This is a genomic window from Acetobacter sp. A11-2, from assembly GCF_040208445.1.
GTDB classification, from domain to species: Bacteria; Pseudomonadota; Alphaproteobacteria; order Acetobacterales; family Acetobacteraceae; genus Acetobacter; species Acetobacter oryzoeni.
In genome coordinates this window covers 962,933-982,988 of record NZ_CP157843.1, presented here as the reverse complement: position 1 = coordinate 982,988, position 20,056 = coordinate 962,933, and the positions used below count along the sequence as shown (strand labels likewise).

Here is a 20,056-nt window from a genome sequence, read left to right as displayed (position 1 = left end):
GGAGTTTCTTTACTTCAATCCAGTTTTTCACGCTGCCAGAAGCGGAGATTGCCGCAGGTTTTTACAAATGCGTTGGCATCGTTTTGACTGCCCAGTTTAATGCAGCCTTTATCAACATCATCTGCCAAACCTGCCTTTTTGAACAATGTGCAGGCTTCTGAAGAATACCCAATATATTTGCAGTGCGTGAAAGCGTCCGTCAGGAAATCTTTGGCAGCAGGAGTGCTGGCCAGCACTTTTGTGCCTTCCTTGGAAGCCAGAATGGCTACAGCATCGTATAATACCGATGGCCCGCCGTCTGTTTTCTGTTGCGCAGCTACCTTGGTACCATCTGAGAGTGTAATGCCGCCAATTTTGGGGGCGATGACTTCGTAATTGGCTTTTTCTGCCTGAAGAGCGGAAATGAGCGCAGCAAAAAGGTCTGCATCCACGCCATCTGTCGCCAGAATACCCATTTTACGGCCAGCAAACGCTTTTGGCCCATTTTTAACGATACTGAGGGCATCAGATGGAGGAAGGTCAGTGCGTGTAGGCTGCGTTGCCTCAGCGGGTTCGGGCACTACAGGTAAGCCCAGATGATCGGCCACCGTTGTTGCCAGCTCCTCATCAATATGCAGGAGATGAGAGACAACGCGCGAACGGATATCAGGCCGCTCCACCTTGCTCAGTTCAAACGTAATGCCATCTGCAATATGTTTCTGTTCAATAGGCGTCTGGCTGATGTAAAATTGTCGGGCCTGACTGTAGTGGTCTGAAAAACTTTCGGGCCGCAACCGCCGTTTCGGGCCGGTTTCCTCACTTGCAAAACTGCGGAAGCCCTGTTTGGGGTTTTCACGCGGGCCACCTGCTGCGCCCCAACTATTTGGCTCGTAATTGGCACGGCCCACGGGGTTGCGCATGGCCATATGCCCATCTTGCTGAAAATGCGCCATGGGGCATTTGGGGGCATTAATGGGAATATGCGTAAAATTGGGGCTGCCAAGCCGTTTTACCTGCGTATCCAGATATGAGAAATTGCGACCCTGAAGCAATGGGTCGTTCGAGAAATCAATCCCAGGCGGCACATTCTGGGTGCAAAACGCAACCTGCTCTGTTTCGGCAAAAAAGTTATCAACTACGCGGTCCAGCACCAGGCGGCCTACCGTTCTTACAGGTACTAACTCTTCGGGAATGAGTTTGGTGGGGTCCAGCACATCGAAATCGAACTTTTCAGCAAATTCTTCATCAAAAAGCTGCACGCCAAGTTCCCATTCAGGAAAGTCTCCGCTGGAAATTGCGTTCCAAAGATCTCGCCGATGGAAATCAGGGTCCGCCCCATTGATCTTGACCGCTTCGTTCCAGACAACAGACTGTAAGCCCTGCTTTGGCTTCCAATGAAACTTTACAAAGGTTGAACGGTCATTGCTGTCCAGAAAACGGAATGTATGCACCCCAAACCCTTCCATAAAACGAAAGGATCGCGGGATACCCCGGTCTGACATAACCCACATGATCATATGGAAGCTTTCTGGGGTAAGCGAAATGAAATCCCAGAAGTTATCATGGGCCGATTGAGCCTGCGGAAAATCACGGTCTGGCGCGGGTTTTACGGAATGCACCATATCGGGAAACTTGATAGCATCCTGAATGAAGAATACCGGGATATTGTTGCCAACCAGATCCCAGTTGCCTTCCTTGGTGTAGAGTTTAACGGCAAATCCGCGAACATCTCGCGCAACATCAAATGAGCCTTTGGAGCCTGCAACTGTGGAAAACCGCACAAAAGCAGGTGTACGTTCTCCCACATTCTGGAAAATAGCTGCGCGAGTAACGTCTGCAAGGCTATCTGTCAGCTCAAAATAACCGTGGGCACCATAGCCACGGGCATGCACAACGCGTTCGGGAATACGTTCGTGGTCAAAGTGGAAAATCTTTTCCCGAAAATGGAAATCCTCCATCAATGCCGGGCCGCGGGCACCGTAACGCAACGTGTTCTGATCATCCGCTACGGGAATACCCTGAGCAGAGGTAAGCGTTGCAACATCCCCCCCAGCTTGTTGGTGTGTTTCTCCTCCATTTCCCTGCTGTTCTGTATAACTCGGTTCAAATTTGGTTTTAGCAGCCTTGCCTGACGTATTTTTTTTGACAGCCATGATCTTCTCCTCGCCGTTGTTTTGGCAGGAGCGTCGTCCCTTTACATGTCTTAAAATCGTACGCCTTTAAGGTTTCGTCGCTCCCCGTATTTTAAGTCTTACGTATGGGGGACAGAATAGTTCCTGTGGTGGATGCCAGCACGCAAGCACAACAGCACAAAACGTGTTATATTGGGTTTATGGCAATTTCTATCCTTCCCAATATTTCTCTGGCCGATTCCGAATTGGAGGTCACTTATATTTTGGCGTCTGGTCCGGGTGGGCAGAATGTCAACAAGGTTGCCACGGCTGCTCAGTTACGGTTCGATGCAGCGCATTCTGCATCTTTGCCAGATCGGGTGCGGGCGCGTTTGCTGGAATTAGCGGGCAGTCGAGCCACGCGTGATGGCGTTATTGTTATTACGGCACGGCGCTTTCGCACGCAGCAACGCAATCGGGAGGATGCAATAGAACGTCTGGCGGCTCTGATACGTGAGGCTGCGCACCGCCCGGCTTTTCGTGTTGCCACCCGCCCTAGCCGCGCAGCACGGCAGCGGCGCCTACAAGGAAAAGCTCATCGCGCACGTATTAAACAAGGGCGAACAGTGCGGTTTGATGATTGATACCGCCCAATAAGCCCAAGCTGAATGAGCGGCTATTTTCCGTTAAAAATTATTTCTGCTTCTACTTTTTAAGATACATCCCGTTCTGGAACGTTTAATGCATTCCAGCGTTGAATAACGGCTGAATACTTGGCGGTTAGAATAATATTTTATCTGCTGGGTAACTTCATTTTCTTTTTTGCAATCTACCCAAAGTACACGCGAAACACCTGCGACTGCTTCTCTTGGATGGAGAACGAATATGCGCACTCCTTTTGTCAATACTCAGGCCCCTTCCAGTTCCTCCAAAACACAGAAAAAGGCGGAGCAGAAGACGGCTGATGCCAAAGCAGGCGGTAAAAAGCCGGCTCCAGAAAACAACAAAGCGCAAAATGAAGCGGTGAAAAAGCAAACTCTTCTAAAAGAAAAAGCACCGTCTTCTACCTCAAAAACAAGAAAAAGCCTGTTTCGGAAATAGCACATAAAGGCCGCGTTTAACGTGAGTACGGCCCTTATAAGGGAGTTGGTACATGCATACAGAACAACTATCTGATACCGGCCCCAAAAGTGCCAGCCGTTCGTTTTTACGCCGTTTGTTCGGGGGGCATATTCACATCAACATACAGGATGACCTTTTCCCGATAAAAAGCGAAATTTTTGGCATTGAACGTTTGGAAGCGCACGCCAAAAGCTTGGCAGTTGCACAGGCCGTTGTGCCCGCCAAGCATAATCGGCGCGGGCAGCCTCTTAAGCGCAGATTGGCAGAAAATGCGGCCCTGCTGGCTGCGGCAAATGAAACAGTAACCAAGGCAAGCCAAAGAGGGCGATTGTTACCACCAGCCGCCCAATGGTTGGCAGATAACTATGCCCTTATTGATATGCAGATTAGAGAAACCAGTCTGGATTTGCCGAGTGGTTACTATACGCGCCTGCCCAAGCTTGCGAATGGCCCTTTTATAGGTTTGCCGCGCGTGTTTGGCATTACATGGGCTTTTGTGGCCCATACAGACAGCTATCTTCAGCCCGATTTTCTGCGCCGGTTTCTGCTTGCCTACCAAACGGTTACACCACTTACGATAGGTGAGCTTTGGGCTGTTCCCATTACCTTGCGCATTGTTTTAATAGAAAATCTGCGCCGGATTGTAAGCGCCATTATAGATAGCCATGCCAGCCAACAAGCAGCGGATATTTTGGCTGATCAACTTGCATCTGCCCGAAAGAGCGATGCGCCCGCATTGTCCGCCATATTATCTCAAATAGATCCACGCATTATTACGCCTGCATTTACGGCGCAGCTTGCTCATCGCTCAAGAGGAATAGATCCAGAAAAAGATCCTGTACTTATATGGCTGGAGCAGCGTCTGGCAGACAAAAAAACAAATATCGAGCAAGGCATTCAGGAATATTTACAAACACAGGGCGCCTTTAACGCCACCATTCGAAATATTATTACCAGCCTGCGGCATATTGCAGAATCAGACTGGACAGAAACATTTGAACAAGTGTGTTTGGTGGATACAGTATTTGCAGAATACGCAAGTTTTACATGCGCTGATTTTGCCAGCCGAGACCTTTACCGCAAAGCCATTGAAGATTTGGCCTATGGCAGCACTGTTGATGAAATTGATATTGCCAAAAAGGCAGTTTCCTTAGCGCAGGAAGCTACTTCTTCCAATACGTTTGACCAACGCAAGAATGATCCCGGTTATTATCTGGTAATGGAGGGGCGCTCCATTCTGGAGGCCTCCATCGGTTTTCGCCCAAGCCTTACCAGAAAACTGGCGCAAACATTCTGCCAAAGCGGCATTACAGGTTATGCCGTAATTGTTTTTATGCTGGCGCTCATCTTCCTGGTTGGTCCTGTATGGCTTTCCTTTCAGGAAAGAGCATGGTTCCCGTGGGTACTCTTGGTGGCAGTTCTGGCATTTGCCCCCGCATTGGAAGCAGCAGTTGCGTGCATTAACTGGATGGCTTTGCGCGTTACCAAGGTAACGGCATTACCGGGATTGGAGCTTTTAGGCGGTATTCCGGTAAAATTGCGCACAATGGTGGTTATTCCTGCCCTGCTTACTAACGTAAAAACGGTGGAGGAGCTTTTATCCCGGTTGGAAGTCCACTACCTGGCCACACATGATAGCGGTGTGTACTTTGCGCTTTTAACAGACTGGTCTGATCATTCAGAGGCTTCTGCCCCAGAGGACGAGGCACTTTTTCAGTCAGCTGCTGCCGGTATTCATCATCTTAACCAAAAATACGGATCTGTCCCGGATGGTAACAGGTTTCTCCTTCTTCATCGCCACAGGGTTTGGAGCGAGAGTGAAGGCGTATGGATGGGGTGGGAACGCAAGCGGGGCAAGTTGCATGAACTGAACCGACTGTTGCGCGGTGCAACAGATACCACTTTTTTGGCAGAATGCTGCCAGAATATTCCTCAAGCTGTAAAATATATCGTCACGCTGGATGCAGATACACGCCTGCCCCTTGAAACCGTTAAAAAACTGGTGGGTAAACTGGCGCATCCCCTTAACGCGCCACAGTTCAATGCCACAACCGGGCGTGTGCAGCAGGGTTATGCCGTTTTACAACCGCGCGTTACCCCCTCTTTGCCTATCGGGCATCAGAGCACTTTGTTCCAACGCATTTTTTCTGCATCTAGCGGAATAGATGCCTATTCATCTGCCATATCAGATCTTTATCAGGATATGTTTGGAGAGGGATCTTACGCGGGCAAAGGCATTTACGAAATTGATGCGTTTGAAGCAGCCTTGGCCGGACGTGTGCCAGAAGCAACCCTTTTAAGCCACGATCTGTTTGAGGGTATTTTTGCGCGTGCCGGGTTGGCGTCTGATATTGAGGTGATAGAGGAGTTTCCGACAGATTATCTGGTTGCGGCTCAAAGGCTCCATCGTTGGACACGGGGAGACTGGCAACTGCTTCCCTGGATTGTTTCAGGCATATTCCGCACCCCTTCCCCGCGCGACAGTTTATCTGGAATTGCGCGCTGGAAAATGGTGGATAATTTGCGCCGCACCTTATGCGCACCCTTTACTCTGTTGGCTCTGATTATCAGTTGGATTTTGTTGCCAGAAAACGCCGGTATCTGGACGTTGTTTATCCTTCTGATTATGGCTGTGCCTGCTTTTCTGCCAGTTATTCCCGATATTGCCCCCCGCCGAGAATGGATCAGTTTTCGTAGCTATTTTAATGTATTGGGAGCATCCATTTCCAATGCCGTTGTGATGACGGCACTGAACATCACGTTTCTGGTGCATCAGGCCTGTTTGTTAGGTGATGCAATTATACGCACCCTTGGGCGCGTTTTTGTAACACGGCGATATTTGTTGCAATGGGTGCCTGCAGCGCAAACGGCAGATCTTTTGCAATCCGGGCTGCTTCAATATTACCTGAAGATGCTTTCTGCCCCACTTATTGCGGTTATTCTTGTCATACAAGTAACCATGCAAGATGTAGAAAACCTGATTTTTATTGGCCCACTGGCTGTTCTGTGGGCGTTTTCTCCCGCTATTGGGTTATGGACAAGCCGGGTAGCTGTTTTAACGGCTCAATCCCGCCCATCTCGCACTGATATTCGCACTTTACGACTGACAGCCCGCAATACGTGGCGCTTTTTTGAGGAGTTTGTTACAGCGGATGATCACATGCTTCCGCCAGACAATTTTCAGGAAGTCCCCTCTCCCGTTGTAGCCAGACGTACATCTCCCACCAATATAGGGCTTTATCTTTTATGCACTGTCAGCGCCTATGATTTTGGCTGGAATGGCTTGGCGGATACAATAGAGCGGCTTGAAAACACATTTAAAACACTAGATGCATTAGAAAAACACAAAGGGCATTTGTATAACTGGTATAGTACGGCGGATTTGGAGCCTCTGGCGCCTTTATATGTTTCTACCGTAGATAGCGGTAATTTTGCTGGCCATCTTGTTGCCCTAGCCCGTGTTTGCCGAGAATGGACTCTCAATTCAGCCCAACCATCCATGTGGCGTGAGGGAATAGCAGATGCCATTACTTTAGCCATTACAGATCTTACTTTCCGTAATGGTGAACGATTGCAGAATACAAAGCAGCAAAAAGTTCTTGTTCGGTCACTCGCACGGTTAAAAACATCTGTTCTGAGCGCCTCCGAAGTAAAAACCGAGGCCAGTTTGCTTTCATTGCTGAAGCAGGCGCAAACCATAGCAGAACACGCATCTCACCTGTACGCTGAACCCACTGCAGCAGAAGAACAAACTACCGCAGATCCACTTTTTTGGTGTTTGGCACCATTAAAAGCGATTGAAAGCCATTTGCGTGATTTGGACCACGCGCAAGGCACAACATTTGAAGCCCGGCTGAAAGAGCTGCAAACCAAAGCAACCATGCTTGCATATGGTATGGACTTTGCCTTTTTGCGTGATCCTGCACGCAAGCTTCTGTCTATCGGGTTTGTGGTAACCGAAGATACGCCCGATAGTAACTGCTATGATCTGCTGGCTTCTGAATCTCGGTTAGCGGTCTTTTTTGCTATCGCAAAAGGAGACATTCCCGCGCGAGACTGGTTCCGTCTGGGGCGGGCCCTTACCTCGGCTGGCAGCGGAGCCGCACTGGTATCGTGGTCTGGCTCAATGTTTGAATATCTTATGCCTTCTCTGGTTATGCGTGCGCCTATAGGCAGCCTGCTCCAGCAAACCAATGCGCTTATTGTGCAGCGCCAGATTGCTTATGGGCAATCACACAACATTCCATGGGGTATTTCGGAATCAGCCTATAATGTGCGGGATGTTGATTATACGTATCAATACTCCAACTTTGGCATTCCGGGTCTGGGGTTAAAACGTGGCCTTGGGCAGGATAGAGTTGTGGCGCCCTATGCCACCCTGCTGGCGTCTATGGTTGATCCGCAAAAAGCTGTGGCTAATCTCTCTGTTCTGGAAAAAACAGGAGCGCACGGTCGATACGGTTTTTACGAAGCCCTGGATTACACTCCAGAACGCGTGCCGGATGGGCAGAAAATGGCCATTGTGCAGGCTTACATGGCGCATCATCAGGGCATGTCTATTCTTTCCGTTGCAGATGCCGTTCTGGACGGCATCATGAGAAAACGCTTTCATGATGACCCAGTAATTGCCTCGGCCGAATTGCTGTTGCAGGAACGCGCCCCACGCACCGGTGCGGTGGCTCACCCTCTGCCAATTGAAGAATACCCGCTTCCACGTTCGGAATTGCCGCAAGCCACATCTGGCCGCTATTACGGTACGGATTATACGCCAGTACCTTTTACGCATCTTCTTTCCAATGGCCGTTATACAGTTATGCTCACGGCTGCGGGGTCTGGCTACACCATGTGGCAAGGCTTGGCTGTTACGCGGTGGCGGGAAGACCCAACGTTGGATAATTTTGGGTCATATCTCTACCTCAAAAACGTAAAAACCGGGAAAGTCTGGTCTGCTGGCATTCAGCCCTGTGGGGAGGAGCCGGATGATTACGTAAGTGTTTTTCATGAAGATCGTGCAGAATTTACCCGGCGTGATGGTGCTCTCACCACAACGGTTGAGGTTATGGTTTCTGCGGAAGATGATGCTGATGTGCGCTACCTGACCGTTTTTAATGGTGGCTATGAGAATGTTGAAATAGACATTACATCTTATGCAGAACTCGCTTTGCTTGCGCCAGATGCCGATCTTGCGCATCCGGCGTTTACAAAACTGTTTGTAGAAACAGATTATCTACCAGAAGCCAAAGCCCTTATAGCAACCCGTAGGCGCCGCACGCCTGATGAACCGGAAATCTGGGCTGCGCATGTGGCTGTGTGCGCCACACCCATGACGGTAGAAACAAACCGCGCACAGTTTGTTGGCCGTGGCCGCACACTACAATCCCCTGCGGCATTGGCGGGAGAAACAGAACTATCTGGCCAAACAGGAACAGTGCTGGACCCCTGCTTTGCAATGCGCAGCCGTGTCAGCATTAAACCTGGTGCTACAGCGCGGATAACGTTCTGGACAATGGTGGCTTCATCCCGTCAGGAGCTCGAACGCCTGATTGAGGTGCATCAGGATGATACAGCGCTGGACCGTGCGCGCACACTGGCCTGGACACAGGCGCAAATCCAGTTTCGGCATTTTGATATTACACCAGCAGAAGCAGATCTGTTCCAGCGTTTGGCAGGCCACATTCTGTTTGCAAATGCTGCCTTACGGGCACCATCCTCCGTTATCATGCAGGGTATGGCCGCCCAGCCAATACTGTGGGAACAAGGTATTTCTGGTGATCTGCCTTTGGTGGTTTTGCGCGTAAAGGATACGCCAGATACGGATATTATCCGGCAGGTTCTGCTGGCCCATGAATACTTGCGGCTTAAGCAGGTTGCTGTCGATCTGGTGTTGATGAATGAACACCCATCTTCTTACCTGCAGGATTTACAGAACACTCTTGAAAACCTTGTTCGCTCCATGCCCAAAACGGCAACCGTGGCTGGCTCTATCAGCATTTTACGGGCTGATCTGATATCCGCACCAGTTAAGAACCTTTTGCTGGCGGCAGCCCGGGTTGTTCTTTCAGCAGATAAGGGTTTGGCAGAACAGCTTGATCAGGCCGATGTGGCGGTGGCTCCAAAATCTGTTTTGTTTCAAACACCGCATGTGTTCGCGCCCAGTGCCTTCAAGGTACCAGATATTCCCGAACTTGAATTTTTTAATGGCCATGGTGGGTTTGCTAAGAATGGGCAGGAATATGTGGTGGTATTGGCATCTGGCCGTACAACGCCAGCCCCATGGATTAACGTGATTGCCAATGATACTGCGGGTTTTCAGGCATCTGCCGAAGGAAGCGGTTATACATGGGCGCTGAACAGCCGTGAACACCAGATAACCCCGTGGTCCAATGATCCTGTCAGCAATCAACCGGGCGAGATTTTTTATCTGCGGGATGAAGATACAAAGGTATTATGGAGCCCCACAGCCACTATTCGCCGTGATATAGAAGCAACCTATGTTTGCCGACATGGGCGAGGCTATACGCGGTATGATCGTATCGCGCACGGCATAGGCAGCACGCTGTTGCAATATGCGCCGGTAAAAGACCCTATAAAGATTTCTCGCCTTCAGTTGCATAACCTTTCAGGCCATGCCCGCACACTTTCTCTGACCGGATATGTTGAATGGGTGCTTGGTACGGCACGCTCCAAAACAGCGCCGTTCATTACAACGCAAATAGATGAAGCCACAGGGGCGCTGTTTGCACGCAATCAATGGAGTGCGGTTTATGGTGGCTGCGTTGCCTTTGCCGATATTGGTGGTTACGTCACTGCCAGTTCAGGAGACCGGACCTCCTTTGTTGGTAGAAATGGTACACTGAATAGCCCTTATGCCCTAACACTGGCAGATACCGTGCAGGGAAGCACCGGTGCTGGGCTTGATCCGTGCGGTGTTTTGCAAACCATAGTTACTTTGCCAGCAGATGGACGGGTGGAAATTGTTTTCCTGCTAGGAGAAGCAGAAAACGAGGCTGAAGCCAGACGAATAATTGCCCATTACCGGACGGTTGATCTGGACACCGTTCTGGATGAGGTCAAACAGCAGTGGAACAGTATTTGTGGGTCTGTTCAGGTTAAAACGCCTGATCGCAGCATGGATATCATGCTCAATGGCTGGCTGTTGTATCAAACACTTTCCAGCCGCGTGCGTGCGCGTGCAGGTTTTTATCAGGCCAGTGGGGCTTATGGGTTCAGAGATCAGTTGCAGGATGGCATGGCCCTTGCAGCCTCCTGCCCCACTTTGGTGCGGGAGCATCTTGTTCGCGCGGCCTCCCGCCAGTTTGTGGAAGGCGATGTGCAGCATTGGTGGCTGCCGCAAACAGGAGCAGGCGTGCGCACTCATATTTCGGATGATTGCACATGGCTTGGTTACACGGTTGCGCATTACGTAACCACAACAGGTGATCTGGCTGTTCTGGATGAAAATATCGGTTTTCTGGAAGCCCCTCCGCTACCCATAACCGAGCATGACAACTTCATGGTTCCAGCACACTCGGCCGAAAGCGCAACACTTTTTGAGCATTGCGCCCGTGCGCTTGATCGGAGCCTTGCCGTGGGTGTGCATGGCCTTCCCCTTATGGGCACGGGGGACTGGAACGATGGCATGAACCGTGTGGGGGAACAGGGCCGTGGAGAAAGTGTGTGGCTTGGTTGGTTCCTCTACTCCACGCTTGAGATATTTATCCCTATCGCTCGCGCCCGTAATGAGGATATGCGGGCAGATAAATGGCAACAACACACCCGTAAACTGGCCAAAGCGCTGGAACATACATGGGATGGAGATTGGTACCTGCGGGCCTATTTTGATGACGGCACGCCCCTAGGTTCCCACACCATGCCGGAATGTCAGATAGATGCCATTTCCCAATCATGGTCTGTGCTTTCTGGGGCAGCCATGCCGGAACGGGCCAACCACGCCATGCGCTCCGCCATTCACAGGCTTGTGCGGCAGCAGGATGGGCTCATTCTGGTGCTTACGCCACCATTTGATAAAGCCATGCCAGACCCCGGCTATATTCGTGGGTACCCACCTGGCATACGTGAAAATGGCGGCCAGTACACCCATGCAGCTTTATGGACGGTTATGGCGATAGCGGCCTTGGGTGATGGTAATCTGGCCCAAACGTTGTTTCATATGCTCACCCCCATTACCCATAGCCAGACACAGGAACAAGCAGCCCGTTACAAGCTGGAACCCTACGTTATTGCTGCTGATGTGTACTCCGAAGCCCCGCATGTTGGGCGTGGTGGGTGGTCTTGGTACACCGGTTCTGCCGGTTGGATGCAACGGGTGGGAACCGAGACCATTCTTGGCGTGCGTATCCATGCAGACAAGCTTTTGATAGACCCGTGCATTCCGCAGCATTGGCCAGAATTTGAGGTAACATTGCAATGGAAAACAGCGCGATACAGTATTCTGGTGAAAAACCCGGATCATGTCTGCCGTGGTGTTAGAAAGATCACCGTAGATGGTCTGCAAAGTTACATGATGCATGAAGTGAACATGCAAGATGATGGGCTTTTACATAAAGTAGAAGTGATACTTGGCTCATGAATATTTGCTAAACATGGAACGAATACCAATTTCTTCCCGTTCATGCCGCTCTTAGGGGGATCAATATGCGCCGTATGTTTTTCATCACAACCGCTCTGTTCATGATAACACCGGCGCTTGCAGCCTCTGCCCCTCCCGTTGCACTCACGCATGTGCGTATTGTGGATGGCACCGGAGCACCCCCTATAGAAGATGCAACACTTGTAATGCAGGGAGATCATATTCTTGCTGTTGGCAAGGATGTGGCCATACCCAAAGATGCCAAAGTGCTGGATCGTTCAGGAGATACTGCCCTGCCCGGCATTATTTCCGATCACAGCCATGTTGGGCAGTATGAGGGCGTAACCACGGGGTCCCAGTTTTATACACGTGCCAATATCATGGCTGCACTTGGGCAGTATCGTCGTTACGGTGTTACCACGGTTACGGCGTTGGGTAATAACGTGCCAGATGTGTTTGATCCGCTCCGTAAGGAGGCACACGCAGGGAAAACGCCAGCTGATCTATTTGGGGTTGATCAGGGCATTGGCGTTCCCAACGGTGCGCCGCCCGTAAATGTTGCTCCTAACCAGCTTTTTCGCCCCAAAACGGCCAATGAAGCCCGAGAAGCCGTGGATACAATGGCAGATGAAGGCACAGATCTGGTTAAAATCTGGGTTGATGATTTTGATGGCACGCTGCCCGTTAAAATGAACCCGGATATTATTGCTGCCGTTGTGGAGGAATCTCACAAACGCAAGTTACGCGTGGCAGCGCATATTCATGACTTGGAAGATGCCCAGCATGTTGTGGCTGCCGGGGTGGATATTCTTGCCCATGGCGTGCGGGACAAACCTGTTACGCCAGAGCTGGTTGCGGCGCTGAAATCTCGCGGCATCTGGTATATTGCCACCCTTCAGCTGGATGAAGCCACAACAGCATGGGCTGATCGCGCACCGTGGACGCAAACTCCCTTTGCAATAGCAGGGCTTTCTAGCCCGTTACAGAAACAGATTAATGATCCTGCATGGCAGGCACAGCACAAAGCTGGCAAACAGGCTGATTTTGCCCACTCATCTTTAGAGATGAACCTGCAAAACCTGAAAACACTGCATGATGCTGGTGTAAAAATCGGTTTTGGCACAGATAGCGGCGCCACCCCTTTGCGCGTGCCCGGTGTGGCAGAACATCGGGAACTCGCCCTTACCGTGCAGGCAGGGCTAGCACCTTTGCAGACTATTCATGTTGCCACCCAGAACGCAGCAGATTTGCTGAATCTTTCTGATCGGGGCGTATTGGCACCGGGTAAACGGGCAGATGTATTGGTGGTTGCCGGTAACCCTGCCGCCAATATAGCAAATGCCGACAAGATTATTGAAACATGGGAAAACGGCGTAGCCATTTCTCCCCCTGTGCTGCAAAAATAAAAGGCAGTGTTCCCCCGGCCTGCCAGATTCACCTTTAATATGGCGTGCATAAAGGGGCTTGCCCTGATACGTTAGGCCTTACCGAGGGGTGCCCCGACATGGGGCTGAGAGATTGCAGAGCCAACAGGCAGCGCAATGACCCTTTGAACCTGATCCGGGTTATGCCGGCGAAGGGACAGGTTTGGCCACCCTATCCTTTTTGCTGGAATTGCGCGGCAGGGAGCCACGTTCTTGCGGAAAGGGAATTGCCTGACCATGATCGCCAATGTTTTGAGTATTGCCGGCACCGACCCCACAGGTGGCGCAGGAATTCATGCAGATATTAAAGCATTTTCGGCCATGGGAGCTTATGGCATGGCGGCCATTACGGCTGTGGTGGCCCAGAACACCCAAGGTGTACGGTCCTTTGTGGCGCTAGACCCACAATTTGTGGGTGAGCAAATTGATAGCGTGTTTGATGACGTGCGGGTGGATGCCGTTAAAATTGGAATGGTGCCCAATATCGGCATTGCCGAGGTTATTGCAGAACGGCTGCATCATCATGGTGCAAAAAATATTGTGCTTGATCCGGTTATGGTGGCCAAAAGTGGAGATCACCTTCTGGAAAGCAGTGCAGTCAACACTATCAGAGACCTTCTGGTGCCACTTGCAACGCTTATTACCCCCAATCTGCCAGAAGCAGGCGTTTTGCTGGATGCCGACCCTATGTGGACGCTGGATGAAATGCGCTTACGGGTAAAAGAGTTGGCCAAGCTGGGTTCAGAATGGGTTTTGCTGAAAGGTGGCCATCTTGAAGGATCAACCGAGAGTGTTGATCTGCTGTATGGCCCCGATGAAATTATGGAGTTTGCAGCGCCCCGTATCCACACACGTAATGACCACGGTACCGGCTGCACACTCTCTGCTGCAATAGCGGCGTTACTACCTTCCAAATCGGTGGAAGAAAGCGTGCGTGAGGCAAAAGCGTATCTACATGGCGCTCTTGCGGCGAGTGATACGCTTGATGTCGGGCATGGCCACGGCCCCCTGCACCATTTTCATCACCTTTGGAAATAATGTGCGGTTTTATCGGCATCACAGAGCGTGATGCCGATAAACAGGGGTATATCAGAGTTCAATATCTACTTCACGAATGCCAGCGCGCTGTGCGGCATCCGGGTGGCCTTGGTGGAACGGCTCATCTGCAAGCAGTTTCACGTCGCTCAGTTCAGATACGGCAAGGCAATCCCACTGCCCCTGAGCAGGCACGCGCTTTTCATGTGCATCCACACCACGATACATCAGCACTTTTTCTACGCCATCTCCTTTGCCCAGAGCGTGGGGTGAACCAACCTGCGGCTTGTCATGAAGCGTAAAAGAAACGGCTTTTTTCTGTTCAATAGCGGTACGTAAAATGCTGTAAGTTGACATGGTTTGTTTCCTCTTTGCAGGAATAACAGTCTAACCCGCATGTGGCTTAAAAAAGCCGGAAGCTGACAAAAGCATCGTGCAGGTCTTTTACGGGGTTACGCCCCTTCATCCACAAAAGCGAGAGAACTGATATAGGAGCAGCTATACCTGCCCCTACCACAGAACAGCCTTGCTGATCTGTGGCATGTGTCATTTTACAGCCCACATTGTGCAATGCCACTTACTCTTTCTTGACAAAAGGCAAATAATCTTCCTTTAACAAGAGCACAATTTGGAGAGGATTTTTGTCTAGATCAGTCACCATGCACGCAAAAATGCGCCTGTTTGCCAGCCGATGGCTGGTGGCCATTTGCGTGATGGTGGGGCTTGTTGGGCAGCTTTTCCTCCAAAGTCATGCGCAGCTGGGGGAAATGCCCCGCGCTACGCTTGAACGCCTTACCGGCCTTCATATTGGCCCAGCACTTAAAAGCCCGGCATGCCCTGATATGGATGATGCCATGGTTATGCCTGACGATGATGAAAGGCATGATCCCGCACACCATTCGCATGATGATAACAACGGGTTCTGCCCTCTCTGCCCGCTGCTGCAACTGCCTGATATCGCCTTTATCGGGGTTTTTGTTGCCTTAAGCATTATGCTGCTGGCAAAGCGGCAGATCTATCATGATCGTGCCCCACGGGCTCCACCTGCTGGTGTTTTTACGGGCCTTCCCCATACACGTGGGCCACCTCTTTCCCTGTCATGTCTTTACTGACAGGAACACGTTTTTGCGGCTGCTATCTGTAATATAATAGCATCTGTCATTCCCGCCCTATGCGGGAACCAGCCATAAGGGCTGGATACATCAACCTGCCCTGTCAGCCTTTATGTATGACGCTGTCAGGACAGATAGGTATGTCTCGTATTTTTCGAACACTCCCATGTTTTGGGGTTATGGTAGGCGGTCTTACGCTTATCTGTGCGCCAGCTTTGGCTGCTTCACCCCCCGCCTACTGCACGCCAACCTCAACCAGTGGGCCTAAAAAATGCAGCGCTTCAGGGCCTTCATGCGGGTGTTCATCTTCGGCAAATCACGCATCTGCTGAAACAACCCATCAGAATATTACGGTATATGGATCTGGCTCCCGACATTCCTACACTGTGCCAACAATAGAAGCGTGGGGGAAAACGCCGGTTGCACTGAAGGATATTCCCCAGTCTGTATCTGTCATTACACAGCAGCGTATGGAAGATTCCAACATGCTGACAATGACGGACGCCATGCGCCAGATTAACGGTATTCGGGTTATGCCGGCCTCTACGGCCAATTCAAATTTCTACTCACGTGGGTACCAACTCACCACTTCTGTGGATGGCACGCCAAACGCTTCTGGCACGTTGAATAACGCCAGTTTTGATCTTTCCATGTATGATCGTATCGACGCGGAAATCTCACAGAAGGGTTGTACATCGGGTTAGATTATGAAAAAGTCTGTTTTGCACAAAAGAAATTTCCATAATCATCAAGAAAACCCGATGCAGACAGAGTGTAGCGCAGGCGCGTATGAGTTTCCAGCCTCCTGTGGACGGCGTGTTGTGGCCCGTTTTGACGGGGGTCGCATGAGTTCGGATGGGGGCGTCATTCTGGTGAAGCAGGCTGATGACATTCTGGGGCTCAGCCGCCGCTTTGCTGCCTGTTTTCGCGATAAGCGGCATCCCGGCTTTGTGGAATACCGGGTTGAAGACCTTGTCCGTCAGCGGATCATGGGCCTGGCACTGGGCTATGAAGATCTCAATGATCACGATGCCCTGCGGCATGACCTGATCTTTGGTCTGGCCTCGGGTCGTCTGTCAGGAGGCCGGGCAAACTGCGCAGCATTGGCTGGCAAATCTACACTGAACCGGTTGGAGCGCAGTGGGCACAAGGCAGATCGTTACTGTCGGATCATTGCTGATCATGAGGCCCTGGCTACCCTGTTCGTCACGCTCTTCCTTGACCAGCATGAGCACGCACCCGCCCGGATCGTTCTGGATGTGGATGCCACCGATGACCGTATCCATGGCCATCAGGAAGGCCGCGCCTTTCATGGATATTACGGCCATAACTGCTATCTTCCCCTGTATGTCTTCTGCGGGGACCATCTCCTCAGCGCTACCCTGCGCACGGCAGACAGGGACCCGGGGAAGGAAGCACTGGCAGACATCCGCCGGATCGTGGAGCAGATCAGGAGCCGTTGGCCTCGGGTGCGTATCCTGGTGCGTGGGGACAGCGGTTTCGCCCGGGACAGTCTGATGACATGGTGCGAAGACAACCACGTTGACTTCCTGTTCGGGCTTGCAGGCAACACCCGCCTGTATGACCGGATTGCCTCTTTGTCCGCTGAGGTTCGTGACGAAGCCGCCACGACAGGCAGAGCTGCGCGCGGCTTTGCCTCCTTTGACTGGATCACAAAGGACAGCTGGACGCGCCGCAGGCGGGTGGTGGCCAAGGCCGAATGGCGCCACGGCAACCGCTATCATCGCTTTATTGTCACCACGCTACCGCAGGGAATGTCCGACCCCCGCCATCTCTACGAACAGATTTACTGCGCACGCGGGGATATGGAAAACCGCATCAAGGAATGCCAGATGGATCTGTTCTCAGACAGGACCTCGTCCCACACCATCCGGGCCAACCAGCTCCGGCTGTGGTTCTCGGCCGCAGCCTATGTCCTGCTGACCGCTCTGCAAAGACTGGCCCTTGGCCAGACCAGCCTGGAGACGGCGACCTGTGGCACCATACGCGCACGACTGCTCAAAATCGCGACACGTGTAACGCTCAGCGTCCGTCGGATTGTCCTGTTCATGCCGGACATGTTCCCCTGTCAGCACGAATTCGCCCTCGCTCATGCACGATTGCGAAGGCTCCGGCAGGCCATCTGAAGAAACAGACAGTGCACAGACCACATAGCTTCCACCAACACTGCCTTCTCAGGCCGTGACACCCTCACTGCGTTCAGAACCCGCCGCCAGAAGCAGAATATCGTCAATATTCCAGATCGGGCTCCTGTGGTATGACTGAATTCTACAAAATGACCCGAAATTGCCTCAAGTGTGAGATGGGGTGGTTGCCGTCCTCCCCGCACGGCATCGCAATGTGCCAGAATGGTCGTTGGAAGAAACGACTGCGCGAAAGGACGGCAGATGAAGGATACAGTGATAGGCGTTGATCTGGCAAAGAACATTTTCCAGGTTCATGGAGCTTCGCGTGCGGGCGAGGTGATGTTTCGCAAAAAGCTGCGTCGTCAGCAGTTTATGCAGTTCATGGCCACGCAGCCGCCTGCTCTGGTCGTTCTTGAAGCGTGCGGGAGCGCGCATTACTGGGCTCGCGAACTGGCAGGAGCTGGTCACGAGGTCAGACTGATCGCTCCGCAGTATGTGAAGCCTTTCGTGAAGCGCCAGAAGAACGATGCTGCTGATGCGGAAGCGATCGTCATTGCGGCCCGGCAGCCGGAAATGCGCTTTGTCGAACCACGCACTGAAGCGCAGCAGGCGCGTGGCGTTCTTTTCCGGGCCCGGCAGCGTCTGGTGCACCAGCGCACGGAACTGGTGAATGCCCTGCGTGCCGTTCTGTATGAATTCGGTCTCGTCGTGCCACAGGGGATTGCGCATATCAGACACATTGAAACCATGCTGGATGAGGCGGTTCTGCCAGAGGCTGTGAAGCAGGAATGCCTTGATCTGCTGCGACAGATTTCGGAGCAGAGTGTGCGGATTGATGTCAGAACAAAGAAGATCAGGATGCTTGCCCAGGAAAGTGAAAACACCTGCAGATTGCAGAGCATGCCTGGAGTGGGTCCTCTGACCGCTCTTGCGATTGAAGCTTTTGCGCCTGACCTGCAGAGCTTCCGGCGCGGGCGCGACTTTGCTGCGTGGCTGGGGCTGGTGCCCCGTCAGTTCTCATCTGGCGGAAAGGAAAGGCTGGGGAAGATATCAAAAGCCGGGCAGGCTGATATCCGCAGGCTTCTCATCATGGGCGCCATGACCCAGGTGAACTGGGCCAGCCGTAAGGCCCCTGCACCGGGAAGCTGGCTGGCACGGATGCTGGCCCGCAAGCCCCGTATGCTGGTAGCCATTGCGCTGGCCAACAGGATGGCACGAGCCATCTGGGCCATGGCAACAAAACAGGAGGATTATCGGGATCCGGCCCTGTCCCTGGCAGCCTGAGCGATGGCTCGGCTCCCGCGGATGGAACCGGTAGGGGTGTGAGAGGGCGATGACCTGAATGGGCGCATGATCGTTTGATCCGGATCGGAAAAACCAGTGGATTTCTCTGTGCTTTAAAGCACGCCTGTGAGATTTGGATCTGATCCGCTGATCACCATACCGGCCAGTGGCTTCTGAAAGGCCACATCAACAGGCCTTACAGAAGACCGCACACGATCACACGTCAATATTGGTCAGAAAACTCTTGCATAACGGACGGTAACCACAGAAGAAATCCGCGTCGAACAGCGCGACATGATTGCGTCATTTCCGTCCTTCAACCCAGAGCAGGATGATCTGATGGAGTTCCGCCGCAGCTTGGTTGAAGGGACAACAGCTCTCCTCAATTCTGGAGCTGTCAAATATGAGGAGCGACTGATCCCCGGCCCAGATGCAGCCCCGGATGTTCGCGTTATCCTATTTCACCCACCTAAAACCAGCAGAACAACGTCTGCCATTCTTTACGTCCATGGTGGCGGCATGATTGCCGGAACCCCTGACATGCAGGCGGGTATGCTGGACCGACTGGCATCTGAAACAGGCACCCTCATTGTCTCGGTTGATTATCGCTTGGCACCGGAAACGCCTTTCCCTGGTGGGTTGGAAGATGTTTATGCCGCACTGGTCTGGCTGCATGAGAGTGCGGGAGAATTGGGCATTAATTCTGAGCGCATCATGGTTATGGGTGATAGTGGTGGAGGATGTTTGGCCGCCGCCACAGCACTTCTGGCGCGAGATCGCGGCAAGATAAAATTGCACGCACAAGTCCTGATTTATCCAATGCTTGATCTGCGCACAGGCAGCACAGATGCACCTTCAGATGATCCGACAACAGGAGAGTTTGTGTGGACACGCGCCCAGAACCAACATGCTTGGTCTGCCGTGCGTGGAGAATTGGCTGATGATGATCCGCAATTTGGTTATTTATCGCCTGCATTCATGCGTGATCTCTCTGGCTTGCCGCCAACATTCATTATTACTGGTGCGCTGGATCTATTTCGCGATGAAGATATCACTTTTGCGCAGCGCCTATGGAAAGCAAGCGTACCAACAGAACTTATCGTCTATGCCAATGAAGTACATGCCTTTGACCTATTGCCCTCCTCTCTAGGCAAGCGTGTGCGTCATGATGTGTTGGAAGCCGTACGTCGCCTGTTATAAACTTACAAACCCCGCCAATACACGGCTTGCAAATCTGGCACCAATTACAGAC

The 20,056-nt window shown here is 51.9% G+C and carries 13 protein-coding genes and 1 riboswitch; of the genes, 10 read left to right on the top strand and 3 right to left on the bottom strand.

The features are described from left to right. Positions 1-14: 14 nt before the first annotated feature. Positions 15-2,132, bottom strand: coding sequence for a catalase (locus tag ABNV41_RS04760; RefSeq protein ID WP_050819824.1), 2,118 nt, complete (start codon positions 2,130-2,132; stop codon positions 15-17). Positions 2,133-2,311: 179 nt separating this feature from the next. Here ABNV41_RS04760 and arfB point away from each other — a divergent pair, with 179 nt between their 5' ends. From arfB to thiD, 5 genes are all read left to right on the top strand, one after another. Continuing rightward, positions 2,312-2,734: an alternative ribosome rescue aminoacyl-tRNA hydrolase ArfB gene (gene arfB / locus ABNV41_RS04755; RefSeq protein WP_050820408.1), complete on the top strand. Its 423-nt coding sequence runs from the start codon at positions 2,312-2,314 to the stop codon at positions 2,732-2,734. 241 nt (positions 2,735-2,975) lie between these two features. After that, on the top strand, positions 2,976-3,191 hold the full coding sequence (locus ABNV41_RS04750) for a hypothetical protein (RefSeq protein WP_050819825.1): 216 nt from the start codon (positions 2,976-2,978) through the stop codon (positions 3,189-3,191). A gap of 52 nt (positions 3,192-3,243) precedes the next feature. Next, positions 3,244-11,802, top strand: coding sequence for a GH36-type glycosyl hydrolase domain-containing protein (locus ABNV41_RS04745; protein WP_349935047.1), 8,559 nt, complete (start codon positions 3,244-3,246; stop codon positions 11,800-11,802). Positions 11,803-11,867: 65 nt separating this feature from the next. Beyond that, positions 11,868-13,208: an amidohydrolase family protein gene (locus ABNV41_RS04740; protein WP_349935046.1), complete on the top strand. Its 1,341-nt coding sequence runs from the start codon at positions 11,868-11,870 to the stop codon at positions 13,206-13,208. 74 nt (positions 13,209-13,282) lie between these two features. Next, a riboswitch (TPP riboswitch) is annotated at positions 13,283-13,402 on the top strand. A gap of 61 nt (positions 13,403-13,463) precedes the next feature. Continuing rightward, positions 13,464-14,264 carry a bifunctional hydroxymethylpyrimidine kinase/phosphomethylpyrimidine kinase gene (gene thiD / locus ABNV41_RS04735; RefSeq protein WP_050819828.1) on the top strand — a complete coding sequence of 267 codons (801 nt, stop codon included), beginning with the start codon at positions 13,464-13,466 and terminating at the stop codon, positions 14,262-14,264. Positions 14,265-14,315: 51 nt separating this feature from the next. On the opposite strand, the gene ABNV41_RS04730 is transcribed toward thiD, so the two are convergent. Both ABNV41_RS04730 and ABNV41_RS04725 read right to left on the bottom strand, forming a co-directional pair. Next, complete coding sequence (locus ABNV41_RS04730) at positions 14,316-14,618, bottom strand: hypothetical protein (protein ID WP_349935045.1); 303 nt, start codon at positions 14,616-14,618, stop codon at positions 14,316-14,318. A 46-nt stretch (positions 14,619-14,664) separates the two neighbouring features. After that, positions 14,665-14,811: a hypothetical protein gene (locus ABNV41_RS04725; RefSeq protein WP_155467994.1), complete on the bottom strand. Its 147-nt coding sequence runs from the start codon at positions 14,809-14,811 to the stop codon at positions 14,665-14,667. Between the two features lie 121 nt (positions 14,812-14,932). Between ABNV41_RS04725 and ABNV41_RS04720 the strand changes: the two genes are divergently transcribed. The 5 genes from ABNV41_RS04720 to ABNV41_RS04700 all read left to right on the top strand — a co-directional run bounded on the left by ABNV41_RS04720 (position 14,933) and on the right by ABNV41_RS04700 (position 20,004). Further along, on the top strand, positions 14,933-15,373 hold the full coding sequence (locus ABNV41_RS04720; RefSeq protein WP_050820409.1) for a DUF2946 family protein: 441 nt from the start codon (positions 14,933-14,935) through the stop codon (positions 15,371-15,373). A 140-nt stretch (positions 15,374-15,513) separates the two neighbouring features. Then, positions 15,514-16,077 (top strand): TonB-dependent receptor plug domain-containing protein, encoded by a 564-nt coding sequence (locus tag ABNV41_RS04715; RefSeq protein WP_408871379.1) that lies wholly within the window; start codon positions 15,514-15,516, stop codon positions 16,075-16,077. A 57-nt stretch (positions 16,078-16,134) separates the two neighbouring features. Continuing rightward, complete coding sequence (locus tag ABNV41_RS04710) at positions 16,135-17,520, top strand: IS1380-like element IS1380A family transposase (RefSeq protein ID WP_088364685.1); 1,386 nt, start codon at positions 16,135-16,137, stop codon at positions 17,518-17,520. Positions 17,521-17,781: 261 nt separating this feature from the next. Continuing rightward, on the top strand, positions 17,782-18,804 hold the full coding sequence (locus ABNV41_RS04705) for an IS110 family transposase (RefSeq protein WP_050818395.1): 1,023 nt from the start codon (positions 17,782-17,784) through the stop codon (positions 18,802-18,804). 294 nt (positions 18,805-19,098) lie between these two features. Beyond that, positions 19,099-20,004, top strand: a complete 906-nt coding sequence (locus ABNV41_RS04700; protein WP_050819842.1) for an alpha/beta hydrolase — start codon at positions 19,099-19,101, stop codon at positions 20,002-20,004. The last annotated feature ends 52 nt before the right edge of the window (positions 20,005-20,056 follow it).

Excerpts from the sequence above, each read along its gene's own strand:
- arfB (WP_050820408.1), top strand. The coding sequence starts at position 2,312 with ATGGCAATTTCTATCCTTCCCAATATTTCTCTGGCCGATTCCGAATTG.
- thiD (WP_050819828.1), top strand. The coding sequence starts at position 13,464 with ATGATCGCCAATGTTTTGAGTATTGCCGGCACCGACCCCACAGGTGGC.
- ABNV41_RS04700 (WP_050819842.1), top strand. The coding sequence starts at position 19,099 with ATGATTGCGTCATTTCCGTCCTTCAACCCAGAGCAGGATGATCTGATG.
- ABNV41_RS04745 (WP_349935047.1), top strand. The coding sequence starts at position 3,244 with ATGCATACAGAACAACTATCTGATACCGGCCCCAAAAGTGCCAGCCGT.
- ABNV41_RS04750 (WP_050819825.1), top strand. The coding sequence starts at position 2,976 with ATGCGCACTCCTTTTGTCAATACTCAGGCCCCTTCCAGTTCCTCCAAA.
- ABNV41_RS04705 (WP_050818395.1), top strand. The coding sequence starts at position 17,782 with ATGAAGGATACAGTGATAGGCGTTGATCTGGCAAAGAACATTTTCCAG.
- ABNV41_RS04710 (WP_088364685.1), top strand. The coding sequence starts at position 16,135 with ATGCAGACAGAGTGTAGCGCAGGCGCGTATGAGTTTCCAGCCTCCTGT.
- ABNV41_RS04740 (WP_349935046.1), top strand. The coding sequence starts at position 11,868 with ATGCGCCGTATGTTTTTCATCACAACCGCTCTGTTCATGATAACACCG.
- ABNV41_RS04715 (WP_408871379.1), top strand. The coding sequence starts at position 15,514 with ATGTCTCGTATTTTTCGAACACTCCCATGTTTTGGGGTTATGGTAGGC.
- ABNV41_RS04730 (WP_349935045.1), bottom strand. The coding sequence starts at position 14,618 with ATGTCAACTTACAGCATTTTACGTACCGCTATTGAACAGAAAAAAGCC.
- ABNV41_RS04725 (WP_155467994.1), bottom strand. The coding sequence starts at position 14,811 with ATGACACATGCCACAGATCAGCAAGGCTGTTCTGTGGTAGGGGCAGGT.
- ABNV41_RS04720 (WP_050820409.1), top strand. The coding sequence starts at position 14,933 with ATGCGCCTGTTTGCCAGCCGATGGCTGGTGGCCATTTGCGTGATGGTG.
- ABNV41_RS04760 (WP_050819824.1), bottom strand. The coding sequence starts at position 2,132 with ATGGCTGTCAAAAAAAATACGTCAGGCAAGGCTGCTAAAACCAAATTT.